This window comes from Paenibacillus nanchangensis (assembly GCF_046543445.1).
In the GTDB taxonomy this organism is placed as follows: domain Bacteria; phylum Bacillota; class Bacilli; order Paenibacillales; family Paenibacillaceae; genus Paenibacillus_AQ; species Paenibacillus_AQ nanchangensis.
The window spans coordinates 51,472-73,788 of record NZ_JBHOFD010000008.1 but is presented as its reverse complement, the minus strand read 5'-3'; the positions used below and the strand labels follow the sequence as shown (position 1 = coordinate 73,788).

The 22,317-nt window shown below is 57.4% G+C and carries 18 protein-coding genes and 1 riboswitch; of the genes, 8 read left to right on the top strand and 10 right to left on the bottom strand.

Annotation, left to right across the window (positions count from 1 at the left end):
- Positions 1-29: 29 nt before the first annotated feature.
- Together ACE6ED_RS08005 and ACE6ED_RS08000 are read left to right on the top strand one after the other, a co-directional pair.
- Positions 30-1,349: a PDZ domain-containing protein gene (locus ACE6ED_RS08005; RefSeq protein WP_410826584.1), complete on the top strand. Its 1,320-nt coding sequence runs from the start codon at positions 30-32 to the stop codon at positions 1,347-1,349.
- 782 nt (positions 1,350-2,131) lie between these two features.
- Complete coding sequence (locus ACE6ED_RS08000; protein WP_410826583.1) at positions 2,132-5,170, top strand: cellulose binding domain-containing protein; 3,039 nt, start codon at positions 2,132-2,134, stop codon at positions 5,168-5,170.
- Between the two features lie 87 nt (positions 5,171-5,257).
- On the opposite strand, the gene ACE6ED_RS07995 is transcribed toward ACE6ED_RS08000, so the two are convergent.
- Both ACE6ED_RS07995 and ACE6ED_RS07990 read right to left on the bottom strand, forming a co-directional pair.
- A complete protein-coding gene (locus ACE6ED_RS07995) occupies positions 5,258-5,911 on the bottom strand; it encodes a response regulator (RefSeq protein ID WP_410826582.1) in 654 nt (217 codons plus the stop codon).
- Positions 5,912-5,966: 55 nt separating this feature from the next.
- Complete coding sequence (locus ACE6ED_RS07990) at positions 5,967-7,358, bottom strand: sensor histidine kinase (protein WP_410826581.1); 1,392 nt, start codon at positions 7,356-7,358, stop codon at positions 5,967-5,969.
- Positions 7,359-7,658: 300 nt separating this feature from the next.
- On the opposite strand from ACE6ED_RS07990, the gene ACE6ED_RS07985 reads away from it, so the two are divergent.
- From ACE6ED_RS07985 to ACE6ED_RS07970, 4 genes are all read left to right on the top strand, one after another.
- Positions 7,659-8,594, top strand: a complete 936-nt coding sequence (locus tag ACE6ED_RS07985) for an ABC transporter ATP-binding protein (RefSeq protein ID WP_410826580.1) — start codon at positions 7,659-7,661, stop codon at positions 8,592-8,594.
- Between the two features lie 13 nt (positions 8,595-8,607).
- Positions 8,608-9,789, top strand: a complete 1,182-nt coding sequence (locus tag ACE6ED_RS07980; protein WP_410826579.1) for an ABC transporter permease — start codon at positions 8,608-8,610, stop codon at positions 9,787-9,789.
- Positions 9,782-10,933 carry an ABC transporter permease gene (locus ACE6ED_RS07975; RefSeq protein WP_410826578.1) on the top strand — a complete coding sequence of 384 codons (1,152 nt, stop codon included), beginning with the start codon at positions 9,782-9,784 and terminating at the stop codon, positions 10,931-10,933. The genes ACE6ED_RS07980 and ACE6ED_RS07975 overlap by 8 nt, the downstream gene beginning before the upstream one ends.
- Positions 10,934-11,269: 336 nt before the next feature.
- On the top strand, positions 11,270-11,599 hold the full coding sequence (locus ACE6ED_RS07970) for an L-rhamnose mutarotase (RefSeq protein ID WP_410826577.1): 330 nt from the start codon (positions 11,270-11,272) through the stop codon (positions 11,597-11,599).
- A 69-nt stretch (positions 11,600-11,668) separates the two neighbouring features.
- Here the strand turns inward: ACE6ED_RS07970 and gcvPB are convergent, their stop codons facing one another.
- The 3 genes from gcvPB to gcvT are packed head-to-tail and all read right to left on the bottom strand — an operon-like array spanning position 11,669 to position 15,590.
- Positions 11,669-13,129, bottom strand: a complete 1,461-nt coding sequence (gene gcvPB / locus ACE6ED_RS07965; RefSeq protein WP_410826576.1) for an aminomethyl-transferring glycine dehydrogenase subunit GcvPB — start codon at positions 13,127-13,129, stop codon at positions 11,669-11,671.
- The gene (gene gcvPA / locus ACE6ED_RS07960) at positions 13,126-14,478 is read right to left on the bottom strand and encodes an aminomethyl-transferring glycine dehydrogenase subunit GcvPA (protein WP_410826575.1); all 1,353 of its coding nucleotides are present in this window, start codon (positions 14,476-14,478) and stop codon (positions 13,126-13,128) included. The genes gcvPB and gcvPA overlap by 4 nt, the downstream gene beginning before the upstream one ends.
- Positions 14,475-15,590: a glycine cleavage system aminomethyltransferase GcvT gene (gene gcvT, locus ACE6ED_RS07955; RefSeq protein ID WP_410826574.1), complete on the bottom strand. Its 1,116-nt coding sequence runs from the start codon at positions 15,588-15,590 to the stop codon at positions 14,475-14,477. The genes gcvPA and gcvT overlap by 4 nt, the downstream gene beginning before the upstream one ends.
- Before the next feature lie 303 nt (positions 15,591-15,893).
- A riboswitch (glycine riboswitch) is annotated at positions 15,894-15,995 on the bottom strand.
- 173 nt (positions 15,996-16,168) lie between these two features.
- On the opposite strand from gcvT, the gene gcvH reads away from it, so the two are divergent.
- Positions 16,169-16,561, top strand: a complete 393-nt coding sequence (gcvH, locus tag ACE6ED_RS07950; RefSeq protein ID WP_410826573.1) for a glycine cleavage system protein GcvH — start codon at positions 16,169-16,171, stop codon at positions 16,559-16,561.
- A gap of 153 nt (positions 16,562-16,714) precedes the next feature.
- On the opposite strand, the gene ACE6ED_RS07945 is transcribed toward gcvH, so the two are convergent.
- The 3 genes from ACE6ED_RS07945 to ACE6ED_RS07935 all read right to left on the bottom strand — a co-directional run bounded on the left by ACE6ED_RS07945 (position 16,715) and on the right by ACE6ED_RS07935 (position 19,618).
- Positions 16,715-17,482 carry a class I SAM-dependent methyltransferase gene (locus ACE6ED_RS07945; RefSeq protein WP_410826572.1) on the bottom strand — a complete coding sequence of 256 codons (768 nt, stop codon included), beginning with the start codon at positions 17,480-17,482 and terminating at the stop codon, positions 16,715-16,717.
- On the bottom strand, positions 17,469-18,809 hold the full coding sequence (locus ACE6ED_RS07940) for a nucleotide sugar dehydrogenase (RefSeq protein WP_410826571.1): 1,341 nt from the start codon (positions 18,807-18,809) through the stop codon (positions 17,469-17,471). The genes ACE6ED_RS07945 and ACE6ED_RS07940 overlap by 14 nt, the downstream gene beginning before the upstream one ends.
- A 116-nt stretch (positions 18,810-18,925) precedes the next feature.
- A complete protein-coding gene (locus ACE6ED_RS07935; protein WP_410826570.1) occupies positions 18,926-19,618 on the bottom strand; it encodes a glycosyltransferase in 693 nt (230 codons plus the stop codon).
- 177 nt (positions 19,619-19,795) lie between these two features.
- Between ACE6ED_RS07935 and ACE6ED_RS07930 the strand changes: the two genes are divergently transcribed.
- A complete protein-coding gene (locus tag ACE6ED_RS07930; protein WP_410826688.1) occupies positions 19,796-20,509 on the top strand; it encodes a GT-D fold domain-containing glycosyltransferase in 714 nt (237 codons plus the stop codon).
- Between the two features lie 85 nt (positions 20,510-20,594).
- Here ACE6ED_RS07930 and ACE6ED_RS07925 read toward each other — a convergent pair whose 3' ends face one another.
- Both ACE6ED_RS07925 and ACE6ED_RS07920 read right to left on the bottom strand, forming a co-directional pair.
- On the bottom strand, positions 20,595-21,446 hold the full coding sequence (locus ACE6ED_RS07925) for a flagellar motor protein MotB (protein WP_410826569.1): 852 nt from the start codon (positions 21,444-21,446) through the stop codon (positions 20,595-20,597).
- Positions 21,443-22,282, bottom strand: coding sequence for a flagellar motor protein (locus tag ACE6ED_RS07920; protein WP_410826568.1), 840 nt, complete (start codon positions 22,280-22,282; stop codon positions 21,443-21,445). The genes ACE6ED_RS07925 and ACE6ED_RS07920 overlap by 4 nt, the downstream gene beginning before the upstream one ends.
- Positions 22,283-22,317 lie beyond the last annotated feature (35 nt).

Here is a 22,317-nt window from a genome sequence, read left to right as displayed (position 1 = left end):
AGAGAAATTCGGGGGAGCGTGAGGCGGATTTGGAGGTCCTGTTTGAACTGATGCAAAGTCTGGGCGCTGCGCTCCTGCACATGCTGACGCAGCCTTTCTACTATATTGCAATTCTGTTGATTGCCCTCTACTACCGCTGGCAGACGATGCTGGAGCGGAAGTTGTTTCATGTGAAGCTGCACAGCTGGGGTCTGGAGACATGGAGAAGAGTGTGGACCGGCGGGCTGGCGGGTCTTCTGGTCTCCGCCGCCGCTGTCGGGCTTGGGGTATCTGTCACCCGAGCAGGAGTGTACTGGATTTGGGGCGTGATGCTTGTGCTGCTGCTAATCCGGGTGCGTTATTTGTGTTTTGCCTATACGGCCGGTGTATTGGGCCTGCTGCAGACCGTGGTCTCCTGGCTGCCGCTGCGCTGGCAGGAGCCTGGGGGCTGGGCAGGCACCGCACTGTCGGCTCTAAAAGCTATTGATGTCCCCGCCCTTCTGGTTCTTGCTGCGCTTCTGCATCTGGCGGAAGGCGTGCTGCTGCGCTGGCAGAGCGCCCGGCTGGCGACGCCGCTGCGGCTTTCCGGCAAACGCGGCAAAGCGGTCGGCGCCTACCGGCTGCACGGCTTTTGGCCGGTGCCGCTGTTTCTGCTGATTCCGGCAGGCGCCGGAAACGGCGCTCTTCCTTGGGAACCGCTGCTGGGCGGGGCGCTTGGACTTGTGCCGCTGCCGGTAATGATCGGGATCACAGCATTAACCCACAGCGAGCCGCCCCGGCGCAAAGCGGCGGTTACCTTTGGACGGCTGCTGGTCTACAGCGCCGTGTTGATCGGATTTGGACTTTTGGCCGCACGCTGGGGTGGCTTTACATTTATCGCCTCACTGCTGGCTGTGCTGCTTCATGAAGGGCTTGTGTGGTACGGGACACTGGAGGAACGCCGCAGCAGTCCGGTTTTTGTGCAGCCGCCCAGCGGTCTGAAGGTGTTGGCTGTTCTCCCGGACAGTCCTGCAGCAGAGCTGGGGATTCTTCCGGGCGAAACGCTGCTGAAGGCAAACGGCACGGCAGTCGGAAGCGAAAAAGAACTGCATGAGGCGCTCCGGCAGAACCCTGCTTTTTGCAAACTGGAGGTCCAGAACGCAGCGGGGGAAAGCAAATACCTGCAGCGGGCAATCTACGATGGTGATCATCATCAGCTTGGCGTGATTTTTGCCCCCGATCCGGACCGCGGCGAGACGGTTTCGGAGAAGTCCCCCAGCCTGTTTGCGATCCTTACGCTGCGTGCGGATGTGCGGCGGACGAGCCTGGGGCCCGGGAACCGTCTAGCGCGGCGGCCGGATGTGCAGAGCGGAAATGAGGCGGAAGCCTGAGTGGAAGCGGAATCGAAACCGTAAGGGAATGCAAGTTCATCGCAAGTGCAATGCAAATGCATCGCAAGTGATAAGGCAAATGCAAAGACAAATGCGAAGGTAAATGCGAAGGCAAATGCAGAGGGAAAGCACAGTGAAGAAGAAAGCACAGTGAAGAAGAAAGCCGCTGTTTTTTATGGGGGTAGCCGTTCCTTGGATTTAGGGGCGGTTATTCTTTTTGTTTGAAAATGTAAAATAATATAATAAATAATAGAAAAAGGGATTGTGGATAGAACAGTCATTCAGTATAATGGGGCAAGAAGAGAAAAATTGATAATATTTGTAATTTTACACCCTCATCTTGAATCTTCCGAATTCGTTCGAACACCACACCACCCGCCACAGACCTTTATCCTGCATTATTTAGATTAGTTAGTCCTAGCCAGGGACAAGCCTCCGTTAGCTTATTAGTGTGTTGGACACCCCTGGCCACTTCTGCCTGCCTTTCCGTGAATTTCACTGCTTCGCTCTCAATGCAAAAAGTCAGCAGCTTAACCGGCATCATAGACTCGCCACATAGATCCGCTTTAATTTGAATCCGCTTACAGAAAGGAGGCCGGATAAATTCTTCTGTCTTAGTGCCCGTCAGACTTAAAGTATCGTCCACATTGTTGAACCGCAAGGCATTCGATTTTTTCTGCTGAAGAAACGGTCATGCTCTGGAACACGGGGTCTTGCAGGCCGGATGCGGCCATGTCGGGCTACCTTATAAGCGGGGAGATGCAAAGAAGATGGGATTTCGTATGATTGGAAGATGGAAAGGCGTGCTCTTGTCGGCTGTGCTGGTCGCCGGGTTGTTTGTGGCTTCACCGGGACAGGCAACGGCGGCCGAAAATGAACCCCATGTTTGGCGGAACGTGGTAACTGGCGGAGGCGGAGGATTTGTACCGGGGATTATTTTTAATGAAAGCGAAGAAGATTTGATTTATGCACGGACGGATATCGGAGGAGCGTACCGGTGGAATCCCGCGGACGAAAGCTGGATTCCGCTGACAGACTGGGTTGGTTGGGACAACTGGGGCACGAACGGAATCGATGCGCTTGCGACTGACCCCGTTGATCCGGACCGTGTTTACGCGGCGGCGGGTACGTACACGAGCAGTTGGGACCCAAACAACGGACGGATTTTGCGTTCGACGGACCGCGGGAATACGTGGCAGGAGACGGAACTGCCTTTCAAGGTAGGCGGCAATATGCCCGGACGGTCCATGGGTGAACGGCTGGTCATTGACCCCAATAAAAACAACATTTTGTACTTTGGCGCCCGCAGCGGCAACGGGTTGTGGCGAAGTCAGGATTATGGCGTCACCTGGTCGAAGGTGAACTCGTTTCCGAATGCGGGCAGCTATATTCCGTTTCCGGGCACGGAATACGGCGGAGATCCGACAGGTCTTGCCTGGATTACGATCGATCCGTCATCGGGCTCGGCCGGACAAGCTTCGGAGACAATCTACGTTGGGGTAGCCGATCTGGAGGAAAACGTCTACCGCAGTACGGACGGCGGAGTTACTTGGGAAGCGATCCCCGGACAGCCGGCCGGGTACATGCCGCATCACGGCGTTTTGTCGGATAACGGCAGTCTGTACTTAACCTACAGCGACGGAGTGGGTCCGTATGACGGGGCTCGTGGCGCGGTATGGCGGTTTAATACCCAAACCGGCGAATGGAAAGATGTGAGTCCAATCCCGGCGGGAAGCGGCGAATATCACAGCGGCTATGGCGGAATCGCCATTGATGCCCAGCATCCGGATACGATTGTCGTTGCAACGCTGAACTTATGGTGGCCTGACGAGCTGCTGCTGCGGTCGACAGACGGCGGTGAGACGTGGAGCCGGATCTGGGATTGGGATGGGTACCCCGGCCGCAAGCTGCGTTACAACCTCGATATTTCGGCGGCGCCTTGGCTGGACTTCGAGAAGATGCCTGAACCGCCCGAAACGGCGCCAAAACTCGGCTGGATGATCGGGGACCTGGAGATCGATCCGTTTAATTCTGACCGGATGATGTATGGAACAGGCGCCACCATTTATGGCACTGATAATCTGACCAATTGGGACAAGGGCGGCAAAATCAACCTCGAAGTCAAGGCCAAAGGGCTTGAGGAGACAGCGGTGACCAGTCTGATCAGCCCGCCTTCAGGCGCGCATTTGCTGAGCGGCGTTTTTGATGTAACCGGCTTCCGGCACGATAATCTGGAGGCGCCGCCGGCCAAAATGATGACAAATCCAAACAGCACGACAGGTATGGACTATGCGGAACTGGTCCCCAATTTTATGGTTCGTGTCGGCACAGCGGATTACAAAAGCGATCCAAGCGCCAAATCGGTTGGATTCTCGTATTCAGGCGGATCGGATTGGTATAAAGCAAATGCCGAACCGCCGGGAACCGCAGGCGGCGGAACAGTGGCGGCTTCGGCGGACGCTTCAAGCGTGCTGTGGAGTACGCCCGATGTCGGCGTCTATTACTCCAAAGGAGGCAATTCCTGGACGGCCAGCCAAGGTGTTCCCTCCGGTGCCCAGATTGCTTCCGACCGGGTGAACCCGGCACGGTTTTATGCTTTTTCGCAAGGGGCGTTTTATGTGAGTGTTGATTCGGGCGCGCACTTTACGAAGACGGCGGCATCCGGACTGCCGGAGACCGGCGGGGTCAAGCTCAAGGCGGTTCCCGGCCTGGAAGGTGAGATTTGGCTGGCAGGAGGCAGCGACACGGGACGTTATGGTTTATGGCGTTCCAGCGATGGAGGGGCAAGCTTCACGAAGCTGCCGAACATGGAAGAGGCCGATGTGGTTGGCTTCGGCAAAGCCGCAACGGGGCACAGCTACATGGCGATCTATGTAAGCGCCCAAATTGATGGAGTCCGCGGCATTTTCCGGTCCAATGACGAAGGACGTTCGTGGGTGCGGATCAATGACGAGGCCCATCAGTATGCTTCAACAAACTCCGCCATTACTGGGGACCCCCGGATTTACGGACGGGTATATCTCGGCACCAACGGCAGGGGGATTGTATACGCGGATACGCTGGCCGGAGAACCGAGTCCAACGCCTACACCAAGTATTAGCCCGACACCTACGGTAAAGCCAAGCCAAAGCCCAACCCCAAGCGTCAGTCCGACACCTACGGTAAAACCAAGCCCAACCCCAAGCGTCAGTCCGACGCCGACGGTCACACCAAGCCCGACACCAAACGTCAGTCCGACGCCGACAGCAAATCCAAGCCCGACGCCAAGCGTTAATCCGACGCCGACAGTACAGCCGAGCCCTACACCGACAGTTCAGCCGACACCTGCACCGAGCGCAGGTCCGTCGCCAAACCCGGGAATGGGGGCATTTAAAATCCAGGTGTTCAACTCGACGCGGAGCGCAGCTACAAATTCCATCAATCCCCGCTTTCGGATCGTTAATACCGGAACACAGACAATTGACTTAGAGGATGTCAGCTTCCGCTATTATTATTCGGCTGACGGGGAAATCAGACAGCAGTGGTTTGTCGATTGGTCGCAGGTGCCGTCCAGCTTGATTAAAGGACAATTTGTCAAGCGGGATGCCGCCTCTCCGGATGCCGATCATGCGCTTGAGGTCGGATTCCTTCCTGGGGCGGGAATGCTGGAGCCAGGCCGGAGCGTAGAGGTTCAGGTGCGATTCTCCAAAGAGAATTGGAGCAGCTATACGCAGACCAACGATTACTCCTTCGATGCGGCTCCCGAGACGTATTCCGACCGCAGCCGGGTAACCGGGTATTTGGCGGGCGAGCTGCAGTGGGGAATCGAACCGCAGCCTTAAGAATTCAAGCAGCGTAATTAAAGAAACGGCAGATCCAATTATGGATGCTGCCGTTTCTTTTGCTTGAATTTGTGGGGGAGGGCGGTATCAGCCGCCATTTTTCAGATAAAAAATTGCGATTTGCGTCCGGTCGCGCAAGCCCAGTTTGCTCAAAATCTCCGTAGTATAGTTTTTCACTGTACCTTCGCTCAAGAACAGCCCGCCGGCGATTTCTTTATTCGATTTGCCCTCCGAAATGGCGATGACGACCTTTTGTTCCATCTTGGTTAATCCAAAGGATTCTAATGAGTGCTGTCCCGAGGGGGCGGGGGACTGCACGGCAGGCTGCAGCAAACCGGCAAGCTTGCGGGCGATGTCCGGATGAATCAGCATATTGCCTTCATATACCGTTTTGATCCCCTGGACGATCCGGTCCGGCGGGATATTTTTCAGCAGATAACCGCTTGCTCCGTTGCGTAGAGCTTCGATGATGTACTCATCGTCGTCGAAGGTTGTCAGCATCAGCACCGATAAATGCGGGCAGCGCTCCTTGATTCGCCGGGTTCCTTCTACACCATCGCAGCCAGGCATACGGATATCCATCAGAACAACATCCGCCTCCAGGCCGCTTTCCAGTAATCTCAACGCTTCATTTCCGTCTCCAGCCGCGCCTGTAACTTGAATCTCGGGGTCAAGTCCAACCAGAACTTTAAGGCTTTCTCGAATAAAAGGGTCATCATCCACAATTATTACATGAATCATAAGGCCGTATTCTCCTTGGGTTAAATTTCAAATGTACCTGCACGAAAAGGATATTCTAGTTGACCTCGGATTGTTTGTAAACCGGCAGCCGGGTGATGACGGCAAAATAGGGGGCCATCCGCAGTTCGAGCGTCCCGCCGACCAGTGCGGTGCGCTCCTGCATTCCCCGGATTCCCACGCCTATTGAAGGCAGCACCGCCCCGGACTGGTGCAGAAGCGGGCGGGTTTCCGCAGGGAGTTCAGGCTTCGCCGGAATTTTGGGGCTTCGGACGGAGGCTGCCGGGCCGACCTTACGAGCTGGGCCTCCCGCTGCTGCACTTTCGGCTCTGGAATCAGCATCCGCAGTGTTCCCGGTTTTGTAACCTCCAGCGGTTGCGCTTTCAGCTCCGGGATCAGTCTTTGCAGTGCTCCCGGCTTTAGAACCTCCCGCCGCTGCCCCCTCCCGCGCCGATCCCGGCACCTGGCCATTGTTTCCCACTTCCATGACCAGCTCCGTATCGCTATAGCTCAACTCGATCCAGATTTCCGACGCCCCGCCGTGGCGCAGTGCATTCGTAACGGCTTCCCGGGCGTTTTTGTACAGTACAATCTGCAGGCTCGGATAAAGCGGGAACGGGGTGCCGTGAATCCGGTAGGAGGTAATGACGCCCGTATCGCGGCCGGTCTCCTCCAGCAGCTTGTCGAGCGTGTAGGCACTGTCCGTCCGGGTCGCTCCTCCGATCCGCCGCACGGCACTCCGCATCTCATCCATGCTTGCGGCAAGCTGGTCCCGGATTTGTTCCATTAGGCGGAGCCCGGCTTCCGTGGACGACGGGAGCGTATGGATAGCCGCTTCCATCATCATTTTCACCCGGATCAGGCGGTGCCCCACGTCATCGTGGAGCTGGCGCGAAATCCGGACCCGTTCCTCCGACTGGGCCGCCTGCTCGACCTGGACTGCGAACTGCTGCAGCCGGCTGCGCGCTTCATCCAGCTCGAAGTGGCGTTTGCGCAGCTCATCGTACAGCAGCAGCGTTTCTTCCCGGCTGTTGCCGGACCGCCGGAGCAGGAAGGTGAGGAGTGCCGCCAGCATGAAGGTAAACAGCGCATAAGGCAGCATTCCGGGATCCGTATGATGGTATCCGGCCAGAAGGAGCCCGCCGTGAACCGCGGTGAGCAGGAAGGGGACATAAGCAGGCTGCAGCCGCATATAGCACAGCATAGCCGATAGACTGGGGAAAATCATCAGGTCTCCGTATTTCCAGCACAGCAAGGAGGATAAACAGAGCTCCAGACAGGCGGCCAGCACCGTCAGGCTTCCGGACAGCCGTGCGCCCAGCACGGCTGTCAGCAGAAGGGCAAGCGTCTCCAGCACAAACCGGTCCAGATCGGCGATGTCCGCCGCCGTATACATCGACACAAAGGCCGGTATAAGGATCATACCGTAACGCAATATTTTGGAATCCATACCCACCGATGAAGCACCTTTTCTCTAATCATATTTAACAGCTATTGTTGCACTTGCTTCCGGGAAGGAAAATAGGTAAATGGATACGTTATGCTTTCCCCGCCTTATTTCATTCTTCGCAAAATCCGCAAAACGCTGCCATTCCTACTCACTCTCGCTAGGACTTATCTTATCACACACCAGCCGTCCCGCAGGAGATGACTTTTGTCACCCGCTAAAAGATGACCTTTTGTACCTCCGTTTCAGGACGGCCGGCGCTACAATAAAACCATGAAGATTACGGACAGGAGAGATGAACCGATGGCGCTTGCGGAACTCAAAAATGTGGTCAAACGGTATGACGGACGGCTGACCGTCGATCACGTGAACATGGAAATTCAGGAGGGTGAAATCTTTGGCCTGCTGGGGCCAAACGGTGCGGGCAAAAGTACAACGATCAGCATGATCTGCGGTTTGATCAAAATGGATCAGGGGGACATCCGGATCGACGGCCTGCCTGTGGCGACAAAGGCGCTGGAGGTTAAAAAGAAAATCGGGCTTGTCCCCCAAGATCTGGCGCTGTATGAAGAGATGACGGCGGAGGAGAACGTCGCCTTTTTTGCCAGACTGTATGGACTGCGCGGCAAACTGCTTAAGGAACGGGTGGCCGAAGCGCTTGAATTTACCGGGCTTGCCGATAAAGCCAAGGACAAACCGTCCACCTTTTCGGGCGGAATGAAACGCAGACTCAATATTGCCTGTGCGATTATGCATAAGCCGAAGCTGATCATTATGGATGAGCCGACCGTGGGCATCGACCCCCAGTCGCGCAACCATATCCTGGAGTCGGTCAAGGAGCTGAACAGACAAGGCTCCACCGTGATTTACACCAGCCACTACATGGAGGAAGTCGAGGCAATTTGCGACCGGGTGGCCATTATGGATAAAGGCCATATTATCGCCTGCGGAACGGAGCAGGAGCTGCGGGAGCGTGTAGCCCGTGAGGAAAAAATTATCGTAAAGGCAACCGGGATGGTTCCCGCGCTGATTCAGGAGCTGAAAAACCACCCCCGGATCAGCCGGGTGGAAGCCAGCGAAGATACGCTGGAGCTGTATATGCCTTCCGCCCAGACGGAGCTGCAGGATATTTTGTTCATCATTTCCAAACACGGCGGCGTAATCGGCTCGCTGCATATTGAAGAACCCGATCTGGAAACGTTGTTCCTCAGCTTGACCGGCCGGACATTACGAGACTAGGAGGCGGAAGACGATGAATAACATTTGGACGATTGCCGCTTACGAGCTGCGCCGCCTGTTCCGCTCCCGGTCGCTGCTGCTCAACCAGTTTCTGCTGCCGCTGGTCCTGATTTTCCTGCTGGGTACGGCGCTGTCGGGCGTGGTTGGGGACGCCGGCGATTCACCGGTCGACCCGGTCAAAGTCGGCGTGGTCAATACGGCTGGCAGCGGACTTCCGGCATCGGAATTGATGGAGCAGTTCCTTGCTTCCTCCGCGTTAAAGGAGACAGTGCTTGTTAAGCAGGCGAACTCCCGCACGGAAGCCGAAAAAGGCGTGCGGTCGGGGAAATTCGATTATGCCGTCATTGTACCTCAAGGATTTGACGAGTCGGTGCACGCAGGAAAACGGGGAGAGATGGAGTTTATCCCCGGCAAGGACCGGACCAATAATCTGGTCGCCGAGGCGGTATTTGACGGGTTTTTGAGCCGGGTGAATTATGCACAGGCCGCGGCTATTACATTGGGGCCGGAAGCTGCCGCCGCATCGGCCCCGGCTTCCGTCAATGAAGAAGGAGCTTCCGTTAAGCTCGGCAAGCTGAACGAAGAGGGAAAAGCCTACTCCTCCTCGCAGTTTTACGGCGTGAGCATGCTGCTGATGTTTTTGCTGTACTGCGGCCTGACGGTCAGCACCAGCTTGTTCAACGAGAAGGTGGGCCGGACGCTCCACCGGATCAGCGCAATGCCGGTCAAAGGTTCGGATTTGTTTCTGGGCAAGCTGATTGGAGTTGGACTTGTATCCATTCTGCAGTGCGCCTCTATTGTGCTGCTGTCTCACTGGCTGCTTGGCATTGATTGGGGAGACCGGCCGCTGGTGCTTGGGGCATTTTGTCTGCTGATGATCATGGCGTCGATGATGCTGGCCATTGTGGTCTCCATGTTTACCAAAACCAACTCCGCGGCAAGTACCGTCATCTCAACGATAACAGTGATTATGACCTTTATCAGCGGCGGGATGGCGCCGCTGCCGGAGTCGTGGACCAACTCGGTGGGGCAGTTTACGATTAATCACTGGGCGATGGATGCCATGCTGCGGATGATGCTGCATGAAGGGCTTGATCATATTTTGCCGAATCTGCTTGTGCTCTGCGTGATCTGCGTAGTCTTGATGGGAGCGGCGGTCATTTCTTACCGGAAGGTGGGCTATACGTATGAATAACATCCTTACTATCGCAGGAAATATGATCAAGCGGATGATCGGATCGGTAAAAGGACTGCTGACCTTTATTGTCTTCCCCGCGGTCATTATCTCGGTCATTATCAATGTGGCGGGAACCGTGTCCGAGACGCCTCCGGTGCTGCTGTACGCAAACACGGACCAGGGAGCAGGGGGCACTCATGTTGTAGCCGAGCTTACACACAGCGGCGCTTACGAACTGAAACGTCTGGACTCCGAGGCGGAGCTGAAAGAGGCGGTCATTTCCCGGCAGGCGGAATCAGCTTTGTTTATCCCGGAAAACTACACCGTCAGTCTGCTGAACGGCGAACGTCCGCAGCTCAGTGTATATGAACTAAAGACTTCCGCAGCTACTGTAGCAGTCCGGCTGAAAGCCGCGGAAATAGGCGACAGGCTGGCCGGCGCGGCCGCGGTTGCAGCTTCCGTATCGGCGCCGGGGAATCCCGAAGAACGGCTGAATGCGGTGCTGAAGCAGGCGGAGCTGCATAATGTGGATAATATCACGACGGATTATAATCTGTATCCAAATCAGAAGCTGGATGTCGTCATCGGATTTACGCTGATGTTTTTGATGACACTGGTGACCAGCACAGTCTCCCGGATCGTTAGCGACCGGAAGCAGCGGACGATGGTCCGGGTATTCAGCGCCCCGGTCCGCGCTTACGAAATCGCCGCGGGGAACTTTCTCGGCAGCTTTACGGTAGGCTTCATTCAGATTGCGGCGGTATTGGCGATATGCACCTTCGGGCTTGGGTTTGATTTCGAGGCTCCGCTGTATTTGTGCCTGCTGATTCTGGGCGCCTTCATGCTGGTGGCGATGGGGATTGCGAGCACGGTTGCGGGGCTGGTCCGCAGTGACAAAAACACCAGCGTCCTCAACTCCCTGATTCTTGTGCCGACCTGTATGCTCGGCGGATGTTTCTGGCCAATCTCCATTATGCCGGATTATATGCAAAAAGCCGCCAACTTCGTTCCGCAAAAGTGGGCGATCCAGGCGGTGGAGATCGCCGCAACTGGGGGCGGCTGGGGTCAGCTGTGGGTGCCGTTTGCGGTGCTGGGCCTGATGGCGGCCATCCTGCTGGCCATTGGGTCGGCGATTTTGCGGCCTAGCGAAGCGGCCCTTTAAGCGAATAAGTGTGGTGGAAACAGCCGGTTCTCCTGAAAGCAAGGAGAACCGGCGATTTTGTCTATGGCGTGCGCAAAAGGAAAATCATAACAGAACGTGCTATAATCATTAGAAGGAATGCGCTTACACTCGAAAAGGTGCGTGTGGTTGCCGGTGTTGTTTTTTTTCGGGTGAGGCCTATATTACATGGGTGTGCTGCTGCTTGTGCCGCAGTGTCAGGGTTCCCGGTCCGGCGGAGACGGTGGAGATTGGAGCCTTGGAGTTTGCGGGCCGGATTGGCCGTGGCCCGATTCTGCAAGGCGGCGGCGGCAGGATGCGAACAGGAGGCGTAAAGGAATGGACAGCAACAGCGGAAAATTTGCTTGGACCTGGCGGGTCAAAGAGGAGTGCCTGGAGGAGTATGTGGCGATGCACTTGAACCCGTGGCCAGAGATTATGGAGGAGCACAGCCGGGCGGGGATTCGCAATTATTCGATTTTTCAGAATGGCAACCAGTTCTTCTACTGCTTCGAATGCGACGATCCGGATGCGGCCTTCGCTTATATCGCACAGAGCGAAGCATGCGGACGGTGGAATGCCATCACATCGAAGATGGTGGAAGGCTCGTTTGATTTTAATGAGCCGGCGCCGATCCAGCCGATGCGCGAGGTATTTTATTTGAAGTAGTCAAAAAAGGACCTCCAGGCAGCTTACCCTGCCCGGGGGTCCTGTTGTTTACTGGCGTTGATGAATCAATCAGCCGCAGGCGCAGTTCAGCACCGGTTTGCGGGCGGCCTGCGCTTCGTCCAGGCGGGTGATTTCCGTTGTATGCGGCGCGTTCAGCACGACCTCCGGCGTTTCCTGCGCTTCCTTCACGATTTGGATCATCGTATCAATGAAGCCGTCCAGCGTTTCTTTGCTTTCCGTCTCGGTTGGCTCGATCATCAGGCATTCTTCGACGGTCAGCGGGAAATAAACAGTCGGCGGATGGTAGCCGAAGTCAAGCAGCCGTTTCGCCACATCCAGCGTCCGCACGCCGTAAGGCTTCAGGTTGCGGCCGGACAAGACGAATTCATGTTTGCAGAGACCTGGATACGGCACGTCAAAATGCGGAGCCAGCCGCTTGAACATATAATTGGCGTTCAGCACGGCGTTTTCGGAAACCTCGCGCAGTCCGTCCGGGCCATAGGTGCGGATATAGGCGTAAGCGCGGACAAGAATACCGAAGTTGCCGTAAAAAGCCTTCACGCGGCCAATGGATTCAGGCCCTCCCGCATCCAGCGTATAGGTGCCGTCTTCTTTTTGGATGACGGTCGGCTGGGGCAGGAACGGGATCAGGGAGGCCTTCACGCCAACGGGTCCGGCGCCCGGTCCGCCGCCGCCATGCGGGGTGCTCATGGTCTTATGCAGATTGAGATGCACGACGTCGAAGCCCATGTCGCCCGGCCGGGTAATGCCCATGATCGCATTAGAATTGGCACCGTCGTAATAAAGCAGTCCGCCCGCCGCGTGAACGATCTCGGCGATCTCCACGATCTGGCGCTCGAACAAGCCAAGCGTGCTCGGATTGGTCAGCATCAGAGCGGCTGTGTCGTCACCAACGGCGGCCTGCAGCGCGTCCAGATCCACCATGCCTTCCGGAGTGGAGGGGATAGTGACCGTCACCAGGCCAGCGGCGGCAGCGCTGGCGGGATTGGTCCCGTGCGAGGAATCCGGCACGATGACCTTGGTGCGGTTCTCTCCGCGGCTCTCGTGGTAAGCGCGGATCATCATCAGGCCGGTCCATTCGCCGTGAGCGCCGGCCGCGGGCTGGAGGGATACCGCATCCATTCCAGTGAGCGCCGCCAGGTCATTTTGCAGGGTATACATCAGTTCAAGCGCGCCCTGAATGCTCTCTTCCGGCTGGTAGGGATGGATCTTCGAAAGGCCGGGAAAGCGGGCAACATCTTCGTTAATCTTGGGATTGTATTTCATCGTGCAGGAACCAAGCGGATAAAATCCGTTATCCACGCCGAAGTTCCGGCGGGACAGCGCGGTGTAATGCCGGATCACGTCTACCTCGGACACTTCCGGCAGCACGGCCGGCTCGGCGCGCAGCAGGTCCGCCGGAAGCAGGGCGCTCAGCTCCTCGTCCGCCGGCACATCGCATGGCGGCAGGGAATAGGCCGAGCGGCCGGGGCGGCTCAGTTCAAAAATCAGCTTTTGCTCCGGTTTCATAAGCAACCCTCCAAGGCTTCCGCGAAGCCGTCAATTTCGGCTTTGCTTCGTTTTTCGGTAACGGCGATCAGCAGGTGTCCGGCAAGCTCGGGATAATCCCGTTCCAGGTCGTAGCCGCCGAGGAATCCTTTGTCCAGCAGGGCGCGGTTCACGGCCGCGATATCCGTGCCTTCAGGCAGCTTCAGGACAAACTCGTTGAAGAACGGGGAGGTGAACGCCAGCTCCGTTCCCTTAACGGCAGCCAGCCTCCCGGCGGCATACCGGCTTTTGCGCACATTCAGCTCGCCGACCTCGCGCATGCCTTCTTTGCCCATCACGGACAAGTATACGGAAGCGCAAAGCGCCAGCAGCGCCTGGTTAGAGCAAATATTGGACGTCGCTTTTTCGCGCCGGATATGCTGTTCCCGGGCCTGCAGGGTCAAAACGAAACCCCGTTTGCCGTTTTTGTCGACCGTCTGGCCGACAATCCGCCCGGGCATACGCCGCATGAGCGGCTCCGCGACCGCAAAAAATCCGCAGGTTGGTCCGCCAAGCGCAGCCGGGATGCCCAGCGGCTGCGCGTCGCCGACAACGATGTCGGCGCCAAGGCGGCCCGGGCTCTCCAGGAGGCCAAGCGCCAGCGGGTTGGCGCTGACGACCAGCAGGCCTTTGACCGCGTGGATGAGCGGCTCAATGGCGGACAGCTTCTCTATGCAGCCGAAGAAGTTCGGCGACTGCACAAGCACCGCGGCCGTGTCGGCGTCAATCTCCGCGGCCAGCGCTTCGGTATCGGTTACGCCGCCCAGGCAGCCGACTTCGACCAGCTCAAGACTCCAGGCATTCGCGTACGTGCGGAGCACTTGACGGGACTCGGGATGGACGGCGGCGGAAACGATGATTTTTTTGCGTTTGGCGGCGCCGGAGGCCAGCACGGCGGCTTCAGCCAGCGCGGTAGCGCCGTCGTACATGCTGGCGTTGGCGACCTTCATTCCGGTCAGCTCGCAGATGTAAGACTGAAATTCAAAGATCGCCTGCAGTTCGCCTTGGCTGATTTCGGGCTGATACGGCGTATAGGCGGTGTAGAATTCGGAACGGGAAATGACATGATTGATGACTACGGGGATATGATGATCGTACAGGCCCGCGCCGAGAAAGCTGGCGTACCGGTCAAAATCCGCATTCCGGTCCGCAAGCTCCCGCATATGGCGGAGCAGACTGTATTCGTCAAGCGCTTCGGATACCTCCAGCCGTCCGCGGAAACGGACGGATTCGGGAATATCGGCGAACAGCTCTTCGGCCGAAGCGACGCCTACGGTGCGCAGCATTTCGGCCCGGTCTTCGCCGGTCATGGGCAGATAACGATGGGTCATTGGGAGGCGCCTCCTTGCGTTTTTTTGTAAAACGGAGCTTTAACGACTTCCGCCTGCAGCTGTTTACCGCGAATGTCCACGGACAGCTTGGTGCCGATGGCGGCATAAGCCGCATCCACCAGCGCAAGTCCCAGATTCCGTTTAAGCGTCGGGGACTGGGTGCCGGTCGTCACTTCGCCGATGCGGACGCCGTCCGCATAAACGGGATAATGCGGGCGCGGGATGCCGCGGTCAATCATCTCCAGACCAACCAGCTTGCGGGGTACGCCAGCTTCCTTCTGCTTCGACAGCGCTTCGCGGCCGATGAAATCACCTTTGTCCAGCTTCACGAATATTCCCAGCCCCGCTTCCAGCGGGGAAATAGTCGGGGACAACTCCTGGCCGTACAGCGGCAGCTTTGCCTCAAACCGCAGCGTATCCCGCGCGCCCAACCCCGCAGGGGTAAGCCCAAGCGGTTCGCCCGCTTCCAGCAGCCCGTTCCAAAGGGCCAGCGCAGCCTGAACCGGCGCGTACAGCTCAAATCCGTCTTCGCCGGTATAACCGGTGCGCGACAGCAGCACCTCCGTGCCGCAGACGGCGGCACGCTCCACAAAGTGGAACGGCTTCAGCGCCTGCAGATCGGTGTCCGTCACGGCGGACAAGATTTGTTCGGCCAGCGGTCCTTGAAGCGCCAGCAGCACCGTATCGTCCGAGCGGTTCTCCAGCTGTACGCCGCCTTCCAGATGCGAACGCAGCCATTCGAAGTCCTTGCCGATATTTGAGGCGTTGACGACAAGCAGATAACGTTCCTCGCCGAGCCGGTAGACAAGCAGATCATCCACCGTCCCGCCTTCAGGGTTGCAGAGGAGCGTGTATTGGGCCTGCCCGTCACCCAGCCGGGTGACGTCGTTGGTTGTCATGCGCTGCAAAAACGCCTCGGCCCCGGCGCCGGTAACATAAAATTCGCCCATATGGGAGACGTCGAACAGGCCGGCGCGGGTACGCACCGCTTCATGCTCTTTCTGAATGCCGGTAAACTGGACCGGCAGCTCCCATCCGCCGAAGTCGATGCATCTCGCATCGGGATAAGCGGCATAGAGCGGGTAAAAAGGCGTTCGTTTCAAGGCTTCCAAGTCGGTAGCTCCCCTTTCCGTGCATGGCGCGAAGTGTAACGTCTGTGTGTTTCAAAGCTTCATAGAGAACGCAAAAAGAGACAGGCAAAAAGCGGAATAGTCGCTAAGACTATTCGCACATTTCGCTCTGTCCCTTGTACCTGAGAGTTGCCCCGCGCCGCCGGACGTAAAAGTAGAGAGGTCCGTGTCCCATTGACCGCGAATGGATGCTGTCTCTCGCGGATAATGCGGTTGTCGCGGGTTTCCCCGTTGGTGACCGGCTAATTCCGGGCGGCCCGCCCGGTCCGGTGCTCTCCAGAGATGCGTCCGGCAAAGGTCCTTTTGCCTGAGAGATTCACCCGTTTGACGGGCTTACTCCTTCGGCGCCGCCGCGCTTAAGCCGGCAGTCTCTCCCCGTGCCATCATTCGCTTGATCCAATTGGCTTTGCTCCCTCCATTAAAACGGCAAGGCAGCGTCCATGTCAATCAAAATGGCGCAAAAAGTTCACAAAAACATTTTTGCTGTCAGAAATATTGACACCCGGCAAGCACATCCCTTAGTATGTGGCTAACTACCCTTTGGAAAAGAGGCGGCAGGAATGAGCGAAGTGCTAGACAACCTTCTGTACAGCGAAGAACACGAATGGGCCCGTCCGGAAGCGGGACAAGTCGTGCGGGTTGGCATTACGGATCATGCCCAGCATCTGCTCGGCGATATTGTGTTTGTGGAGTTTCCTGAAGTGGGCGCCGCGATTGAGGCCGGCAGCAGTGTGGGCAGCATCGAGTCCGTTAAGACGGTGTCCGAGCTGTATTCTCCGGTATCCGGCACCGTGACCCGGATCAACGAAGCGCTGGAAACCGCGCCGGAGCTGCTGAACGAACAGCCGTACGGCGAAGGCTGGATTTTTGAACTGGAGATTTCCGGCAGCTTTGAGTCCGCAGCATCCGGTTTGCTGGATGCAGCCGGTTACCGCAAGCTGATCGGAGAGTAAGCCAACGCGGCTCGAACGTCCTTGCCCCGGCCCGGCCGGGCAGCGGCGATAGCCGCTTGAAGACCTGCGGGAACGGGGAAATGTCCGTTTCCGCAAACAACGGATGGCTGAACCCGGCGCTGCCGCCGATTTCGTCCATCCGCTTTGCCATGTCTATTTTTCCTCCAACCGATCTTCATTCCTTTCGCTGCGTTCCTCCTCCAACTGTCTGACCCGCTGAACCGCCCGGTCGAGCACGGCTTTGCGTTCGTCCAGCTTGTTCCGGTAAGCCTCCTCAATCCGCGGAAACTGCTCATAGTCCAGCTCCATCCATCGTCTCAGCTGCCCGGCATCGGGCCCGCGTTTCGGCCAGCCCGTTCTTTTTCGGCCGGCGAAGCATAGATATTTCCGGTGAATCTCCAGCTTTACTTCCGCAAACCAGGGATCAAGCAGGAGAGACAGGCTGCCGGCATAGAAGGTCTGCTTGTGGTCGTAAAAGGGATGGTAGCCGTATGGAACGGTAATGAGCACAACTCCGTTTTTCGTTAGCAGGCGGTGCGCTTGGGCCAGCAGAAGTGCCGGATCGGCAAAATGCTCCAGGATTTCGCCCAGAATTACGGTGTCGTAGGAAGCTGGCGGCGCCTCAAAGTCGGTTACATTGACAAGCTCAAACCGGACGCGGTTGCGGACGGGAGGGGACTCCTTGCGCAGTTCCTTGCGGGCATACCGGATCGCAGCGGAGTCCAAATCGATTCCCGTGACCGTACAGCCTTCCCGCGCCAGCAAAATCGGAGTGATCCCCTGACTGCAGCCGATATCGAGCACGCGCGGTCCTGCGGCATTCCGGCAAATCCAGTGAATCCGGGCACGGGTAGCCTCGTGCGATTCTTCGGAGTTCACCAGCCCGTAATAGCGCTCATTTACCCGGTCATTGTTGGCCAACCGGCGTTCCTCCTTCCGGAGCGGGCGGACGGCCCAGAACGACAATGTTACCGCCTCGGCAGGAACGGGTTGCGTACCGGGTGTCAAAAATAAGCGGGGCATGGTCAGCCATTTCCTGATAATCGACAGCTGTATGATCCGTGGCGATTACGACGATATCGGCCGCAGACCACAATTCGGGCCCAGCCGTACGGGAATGACAGCTCTGGCCGTCTAGCTCAAATGAAGGGATATGCGGATCATGATAGCTCACCTCCGCGCCCAGTTTCTTAAGCTGCTCAAACAGGGCAAGGGCGGGGGATTCGCGGATGTCATCCACGTCTTTTTTATAGGCGATGCCTGACACCACAACCCGGGCGCCCTCCAGTTTTTTTCCTTCCTTGCGAAGCAGTTCCCCGATCCGTCCGGCCATCCTGACGGGCATCAGCCGGTGCGTCCGGTCGGCCAGCCCGATAAATTCCACCGGCAGTCCAAGCTGTTCAGATTTCCAGGACAGATACAGGGGATCGACGGGGATGCAGTGGCCTCCAATCCCCGGTCCCGGATAAAACGGCATGTATCCAAACGGCTTGGTCGCCGCCGCATCCAGCACCTCCCATATATCGATGCCCATCTGCTCGCAGACTGGCGTCAGTTCGTTCACAAGCGCGATGTTGACGCTGCGGAACGTGTTCTCGAACAGCTTTGCCGCTTCTGCTACAGCGGTGGAACGCACCGGCACGACACGCTCGAGAAAGGAGCCGTAAAAAGCCGCTCCGGCCGCCAGGCAGGCGGGAGTGCTGCCGCCGATCACCTTCGGCGTATTCCGGATCTGGTAAGCGGTGCTTCCCGGATCAACCCGTTCCGGAGAATAACATACATAGAAATCTTGGCCTACCGTCCAGCTTTTTCGCCCGGCAATCGCACCGCTCACAAGCTCTTCCGTTGTTCCCGGATAAGTGGTGCTTTCCAGGATAACGAGCGTTCCCTGGCGCAGATAAGGGAGGATGCCGTCTACGGCGCTCCGAATGTAAGAGACGTCCGGCCGGTTGTTGAGGTCCAGCGGGGTCGGCACGCAGATGACGGCAACCTCCGCCTGCGCGAGAACTGAAAAGTCAGTGCCGGGAAACAGAAAACTCCCAATCAGAGGCTGGAGCGCTTCATCCGGCACGTCGATGACATAGGAGCGTTTGCTCCGCAGCGAAGCGATTTTACCGGGGTGGATATCGATGCCGTATACTGTGTATCCCGCTTCAGCCATTTCGACCGCCATCGGCAAACCGACATAGCCGAGACCAATGACGGCTACCCGGAGCGACCGCTCCTTGATTAGCTGGTTAATGTCCACGCTTGGCACTCCTTTCCTTAGGTTTTTTTAATAGCTTTTATCTCTGTGTTACGAAGCAAGATCGCCTTCCTTCCGAATTCCGCAGCAGGGCGGGGGCTTACGCGCGGTTCTGCCGTTCAGTCCCCCATAAACTCAGCCAGCACCCGGTTCATTTCATCAGGCGTAAGCCGGTCTTTCGGCGGGACTTTTTTGACCGAAGTATTGGATGAATGAATAACGTTGACGTAGTTGCGGAGCGGCAGCACCTCGTGCGGAAGCTCGATTACGTAGCCATGAGTGCCTTTACCCGGAATAACAACCCGCTCTCCTGCCAGATAATCGGCCGCGGAATACACGAACACATAAAAAGAGAGGCACCGATGGAACATTGGAGCCATTTCCCCGTTGTCGGCATCCCAGGTGTAGCCAAGCTGGTTTATAAGCGCCACTGTTTCCGGCTTGGGTCTGTAATCGTGAAGCTGCTGCACAAACGTCTTGTGATACAGGTCGTCCGAGTCGAGCCGGGCGATGTACAATTCGTCCGCATCCTTGATGTAGGCTTCAATCCGCCGCTTGCTCTCGATACTGGTACCAAACCGGATATTCTCCGGCAGCGGCTCGTATTTGGCCAATTCGCTTTCGACAATGTCGCTGCATCCGCCCGCTAGCTTGGCCACGGCAAGAAAGTTCTGGTTTGTCTGCGCAAGCAGGCTCCGCAGCGTGAATCTCCGGAAGATACCGATTCGCTCGCTGATCCATTCCCGGGTCAGCCGGTTAGGATTCATGCCGTAGTTATTGAAGTTAATTTCTATTACAACTTTTCTGTTCATGGTTCTCCTCCATTCCCTCTTAGGTATAACCAATCTATGATTGGCGGCGGTAAAAGGCATGTACGAATGCTTAATCTCGCAAAATTAGGTAGAGCGGCACCAAAAATTGACGGATGGCACAATATCTCGCAACCGCCCTGTCATAGAATAGTGAAAAACAGGGAGGATCGGGTTGTGATGCGGAATCGTCTGGATTTGGGGATAGAGGAAGTGCTGGACCGGATCGGGGAAGCGCTGCAGCAGGAACAGCCGTTTTCGCTCGTGCGGATCGGTGATGGAGAGAACCTGGTAATGGCCCAGGAGAAGCTGTGGCCGCTGGAGCGCGTGCTGGAAGAACGGTGGGCCGTTAAAGCGAATAAAGGGCACAAGGGGCTGACCTTGCCTAATCTGGAGCTGCGGGATGCGGTCGTGGACTCGGTCCGGCGTGCGGACGTGGTGGGCATTTTGCGGCATGAAGACGAAACGATCAAAGCGCCGCGTTATCTGAAGCGGGAACTGACGGATCAGATTTTTGACTTTTATGGACTAGCGCCTGCGTTTACCTGCGATGCCTGTCTAAACCGGAAGCTGGCGACCTCGGAGCGGTTTTGGGAGCTGCTGCGGGGCAAGCGGATTTTGCTGGTAACCCGGGAAGTGGGCGCAGTGCAGCCGGTTTTGGAATCAACGAAGTACGGAATGAATATCGTGCAGACCATCGCTTTTGACGGTTACCATCAAATGAAAGAAACGTTGGAGTGGATGGCTTCCGCTGCGGGACGGTTCGATGTGGCTTTATTTTCCTGCGGGGTAAATGCGGTTGTGCTGGCCCAGCGGACGGCGGAACTGACGGGAGCCGTTGCGCTCGACTTCGGGAAGGCGATCAATATTATCGTTTACGGCAAACCGAACTGACGGTTATGGGTTATAAAAAAACACCTCGCTTTACAGCGGCGCTCTGCCGTTATAAAGCGGGGTGTTTGACTTAATATAAGGCTTTTTATTCCTGCAGCTGGCGCAGCACGATAATTTCCACGCGGCGGTTCTGAGCCCGCCCGGCGGCGGAGCTGTTGTCCGCGGCCGGACGCGTATCGGCATAACCCGCATACTGAAAGCTGTCGGGATTCAGGCGGCCTTCTTCCAAAAAGTAGCGCAGCACGGACAATGCCCGGGCTCCGGACAAATCCCAGTTGTCGTCATAACGGGAGCCCGCCGAGACCGGCGTGTTGTCGGTGTGGCCTTCAATGCTGATGCTCGCATTAATGTTCCGGAACAGGCCGGAAAGCTGGGTCAGCGCCGGCAGGGCGCCAGGCTTCAGCTCCGCACGTCCGACATCAAACAAAAACCGGTCGCTGAGCGTGATGGCGATTCCCTGCGGCTTGTCCGCAACAAAAATTTGGTTTTGCAGCGCGTTATCTTCCACATACCGGGTAATGACGTTCATCAGCGCCGCCAGCTGGCGTTCCTGTTCGCGGAAGGCAAGCTCCCGTTCGGTCGGCTGAGAGGCGCCGCCGCTGCCAGCGCCGGCGCCGTTCTTGCCCGGGCCTGGGGAGGCGGTGGCCTGTGCGGTACCGCCGGGTTCTCCCCGGCCCCCGAGCCGGCTGTCGCCTTCCGTCCGCCTGCCGCCTTCGAGCAGCCCGCTGCCGCCATCCAGCACCGGGTTGCCTACGTGAAAGGTCTCCTGCAGCGAACCGGTTACGGCTCCGTATTTATCCTGGTCGATCGTGCTCATCGCATACAATATCACAAAAAAGATCAGCAGCAGCGTAATGAGGTCGGCGTAAGTAATCATCCAGCGGTCGTTGTTGTCGTGCCCCTCCGCCGGTCCGGGGCGCCGCATGCGCCGTCTCACAGCCAGCCTCCCGGACCCTGCATGTCGTCGTCTTGGCTGTTATCCGCGGTGTTGGCCCGCTGCGGCCGGCTGGCGGATGCGTCAACTGGAGCCAGGCCGGAGACAAAGGAGGCCAGCTTCCTGCGGACAAGCTGGGGGTGATCCCCGTTCTGAAGCGACAGCACCCCTACAAGCAGCATTTCCATCCGGTGCAGTTCATTTTGTCCGCGGGCCTTGATTTTGGAGGCGATGGGCAGAAAAATCAGGTTGGCGCTTGCCACGCCGTAAAGCGTTGCAGTAAACGCAACCGCGATCGAAGGGCCGAGATTTGACGGCTCCGTCAGGCTGCCGAGCACGTGAATCAGGCCCATAACCGTCCCGATGATGCCCATGGTCGGCGCGTAGCCGCCGGCGGCTTCAAAGATTTTGGCATAGGCCCCGTGCTTCAGCTCGGCCGCGTCCATCTCCAGCTCCAAAATCTGGCGCACCTGCTCCTGTTCTGTGCCGTCGACGATGAGCTGAAGGCCCTCGCGCATAAACGGATCGGGGTGGTCGTCGGCCCGCTGCTCCAGCGCAAGCACACCGCTGCGCCGGGCAATGGCCGCCATGGCGACGATTTCGTCGGCTTCGTCTTCCATATGGTGTTTGGTTCGCCCGAACGCCATAGCCAGGGCGGCAGGAATCCGGCGCAGCTTGGAAGCGGGGAAGCTCACCAGCACGGCGCCAAGCGTTCCGCCAAAGACGATCAAGGCGGCATTACCTTGGAGCAGACCGGACAAACTGCCCCCTTCCCAAAAAAATCCGCCGACCAGCGCGGCGAGGCCCGCAAGCAGGCCGATAAGTGTAATTAGATCCATGAGCAGCTCCTTGGTTATCGAGAATATGGTTTGCA

Coding starts and splice junctions, on each gene's coding strand:
- ACE6ED_RS08000 (WP_410826583.1), top strand. CDS start 2,132: ATGATTGGAAGATGGAAAGGCGTGCTCTTGTCGGCTGTGCTGGTCGCC.
- ACE6ED_RS07995 (WP_410826582.1), bottom strand. CDS start 5,911: ATGATTCATGTAATAATTGTGGATGATGACCCTTTTATTCGAGAAAGC.
- ACE6ED_RS07990 (WP_410826581.1), bottom strand. CDS start 7,358: ATGGATTCCAAAATATTGCGTTACGGTATGATCCTTATACCGGCCTTT.
- ACE6ED_RS07985 (WP_410826580.1), top strand. CDS start 7,659: ATGGCGCTTGCGGAACTCAAAAATGTGGTCAAACGGTATGACGGACGG.
- ACE6ED_RS07980 (WP_410826579.1), top strand. CDS start 8,608: ATGAATAACATTTGGACGATTGCCGCTTACGAGCTGCGCCGCCTGTTC.
- ACE6ED_RS07975 (WP_410826578.1), top strand. CDS start 9,782: ATGAATAACATCCTTACTATCGCAGGAAATATGATCAAGCGGATGATC.
- ACE6ED_RS07970 (WP_410826577.1), top strand. CDS start 11,270: ATGGACAGCAACAGCGGAAAATTTGCTTGGACCTGGCGGGTCAAAGAG.
- gcvPB (WP_410826576.1), bottom strand. CDS start 13,129: ATGAAACCGGAGCAAAAGCTGATTTTTGAACTGAGCCGCCCCGGCCGC.
- gcvPA (WP_410826575.1), bottom strand. CDS start 14,478: ATGACCCATCGTTATCTGCCCATGACCGGCGAAGACCGGGCCGAAATG.
- gcvH (WP_410826573.1), top strand. CDS start 16,169: ATGAGCGAAGTGCTAGACAACCTTCTGTACAGCGAAGAACACGAATGG.
- ACE6ED_RS07935 (WP_410826570.1), bottom strand. CDS start 19,618: ATGAACAGAAAAGTTGTAATAGAAATTAACTTCAATAACTACGGCATG.
- ACE6ED_RS07930 (WP_410826688.1), top strand. CDS start 19,796: ATGCGGAATCGTCTGGATTTGGGGATAGAGGAAGTGCTGGACCGGATC.
- ACE6ED_RS07920 (WP_410826568.1), bottom strand. CDS start 22,282: ATGGATCTAATTACACTTATCGGCCTGCTTGCGGGCCTCGCCGCGCTG.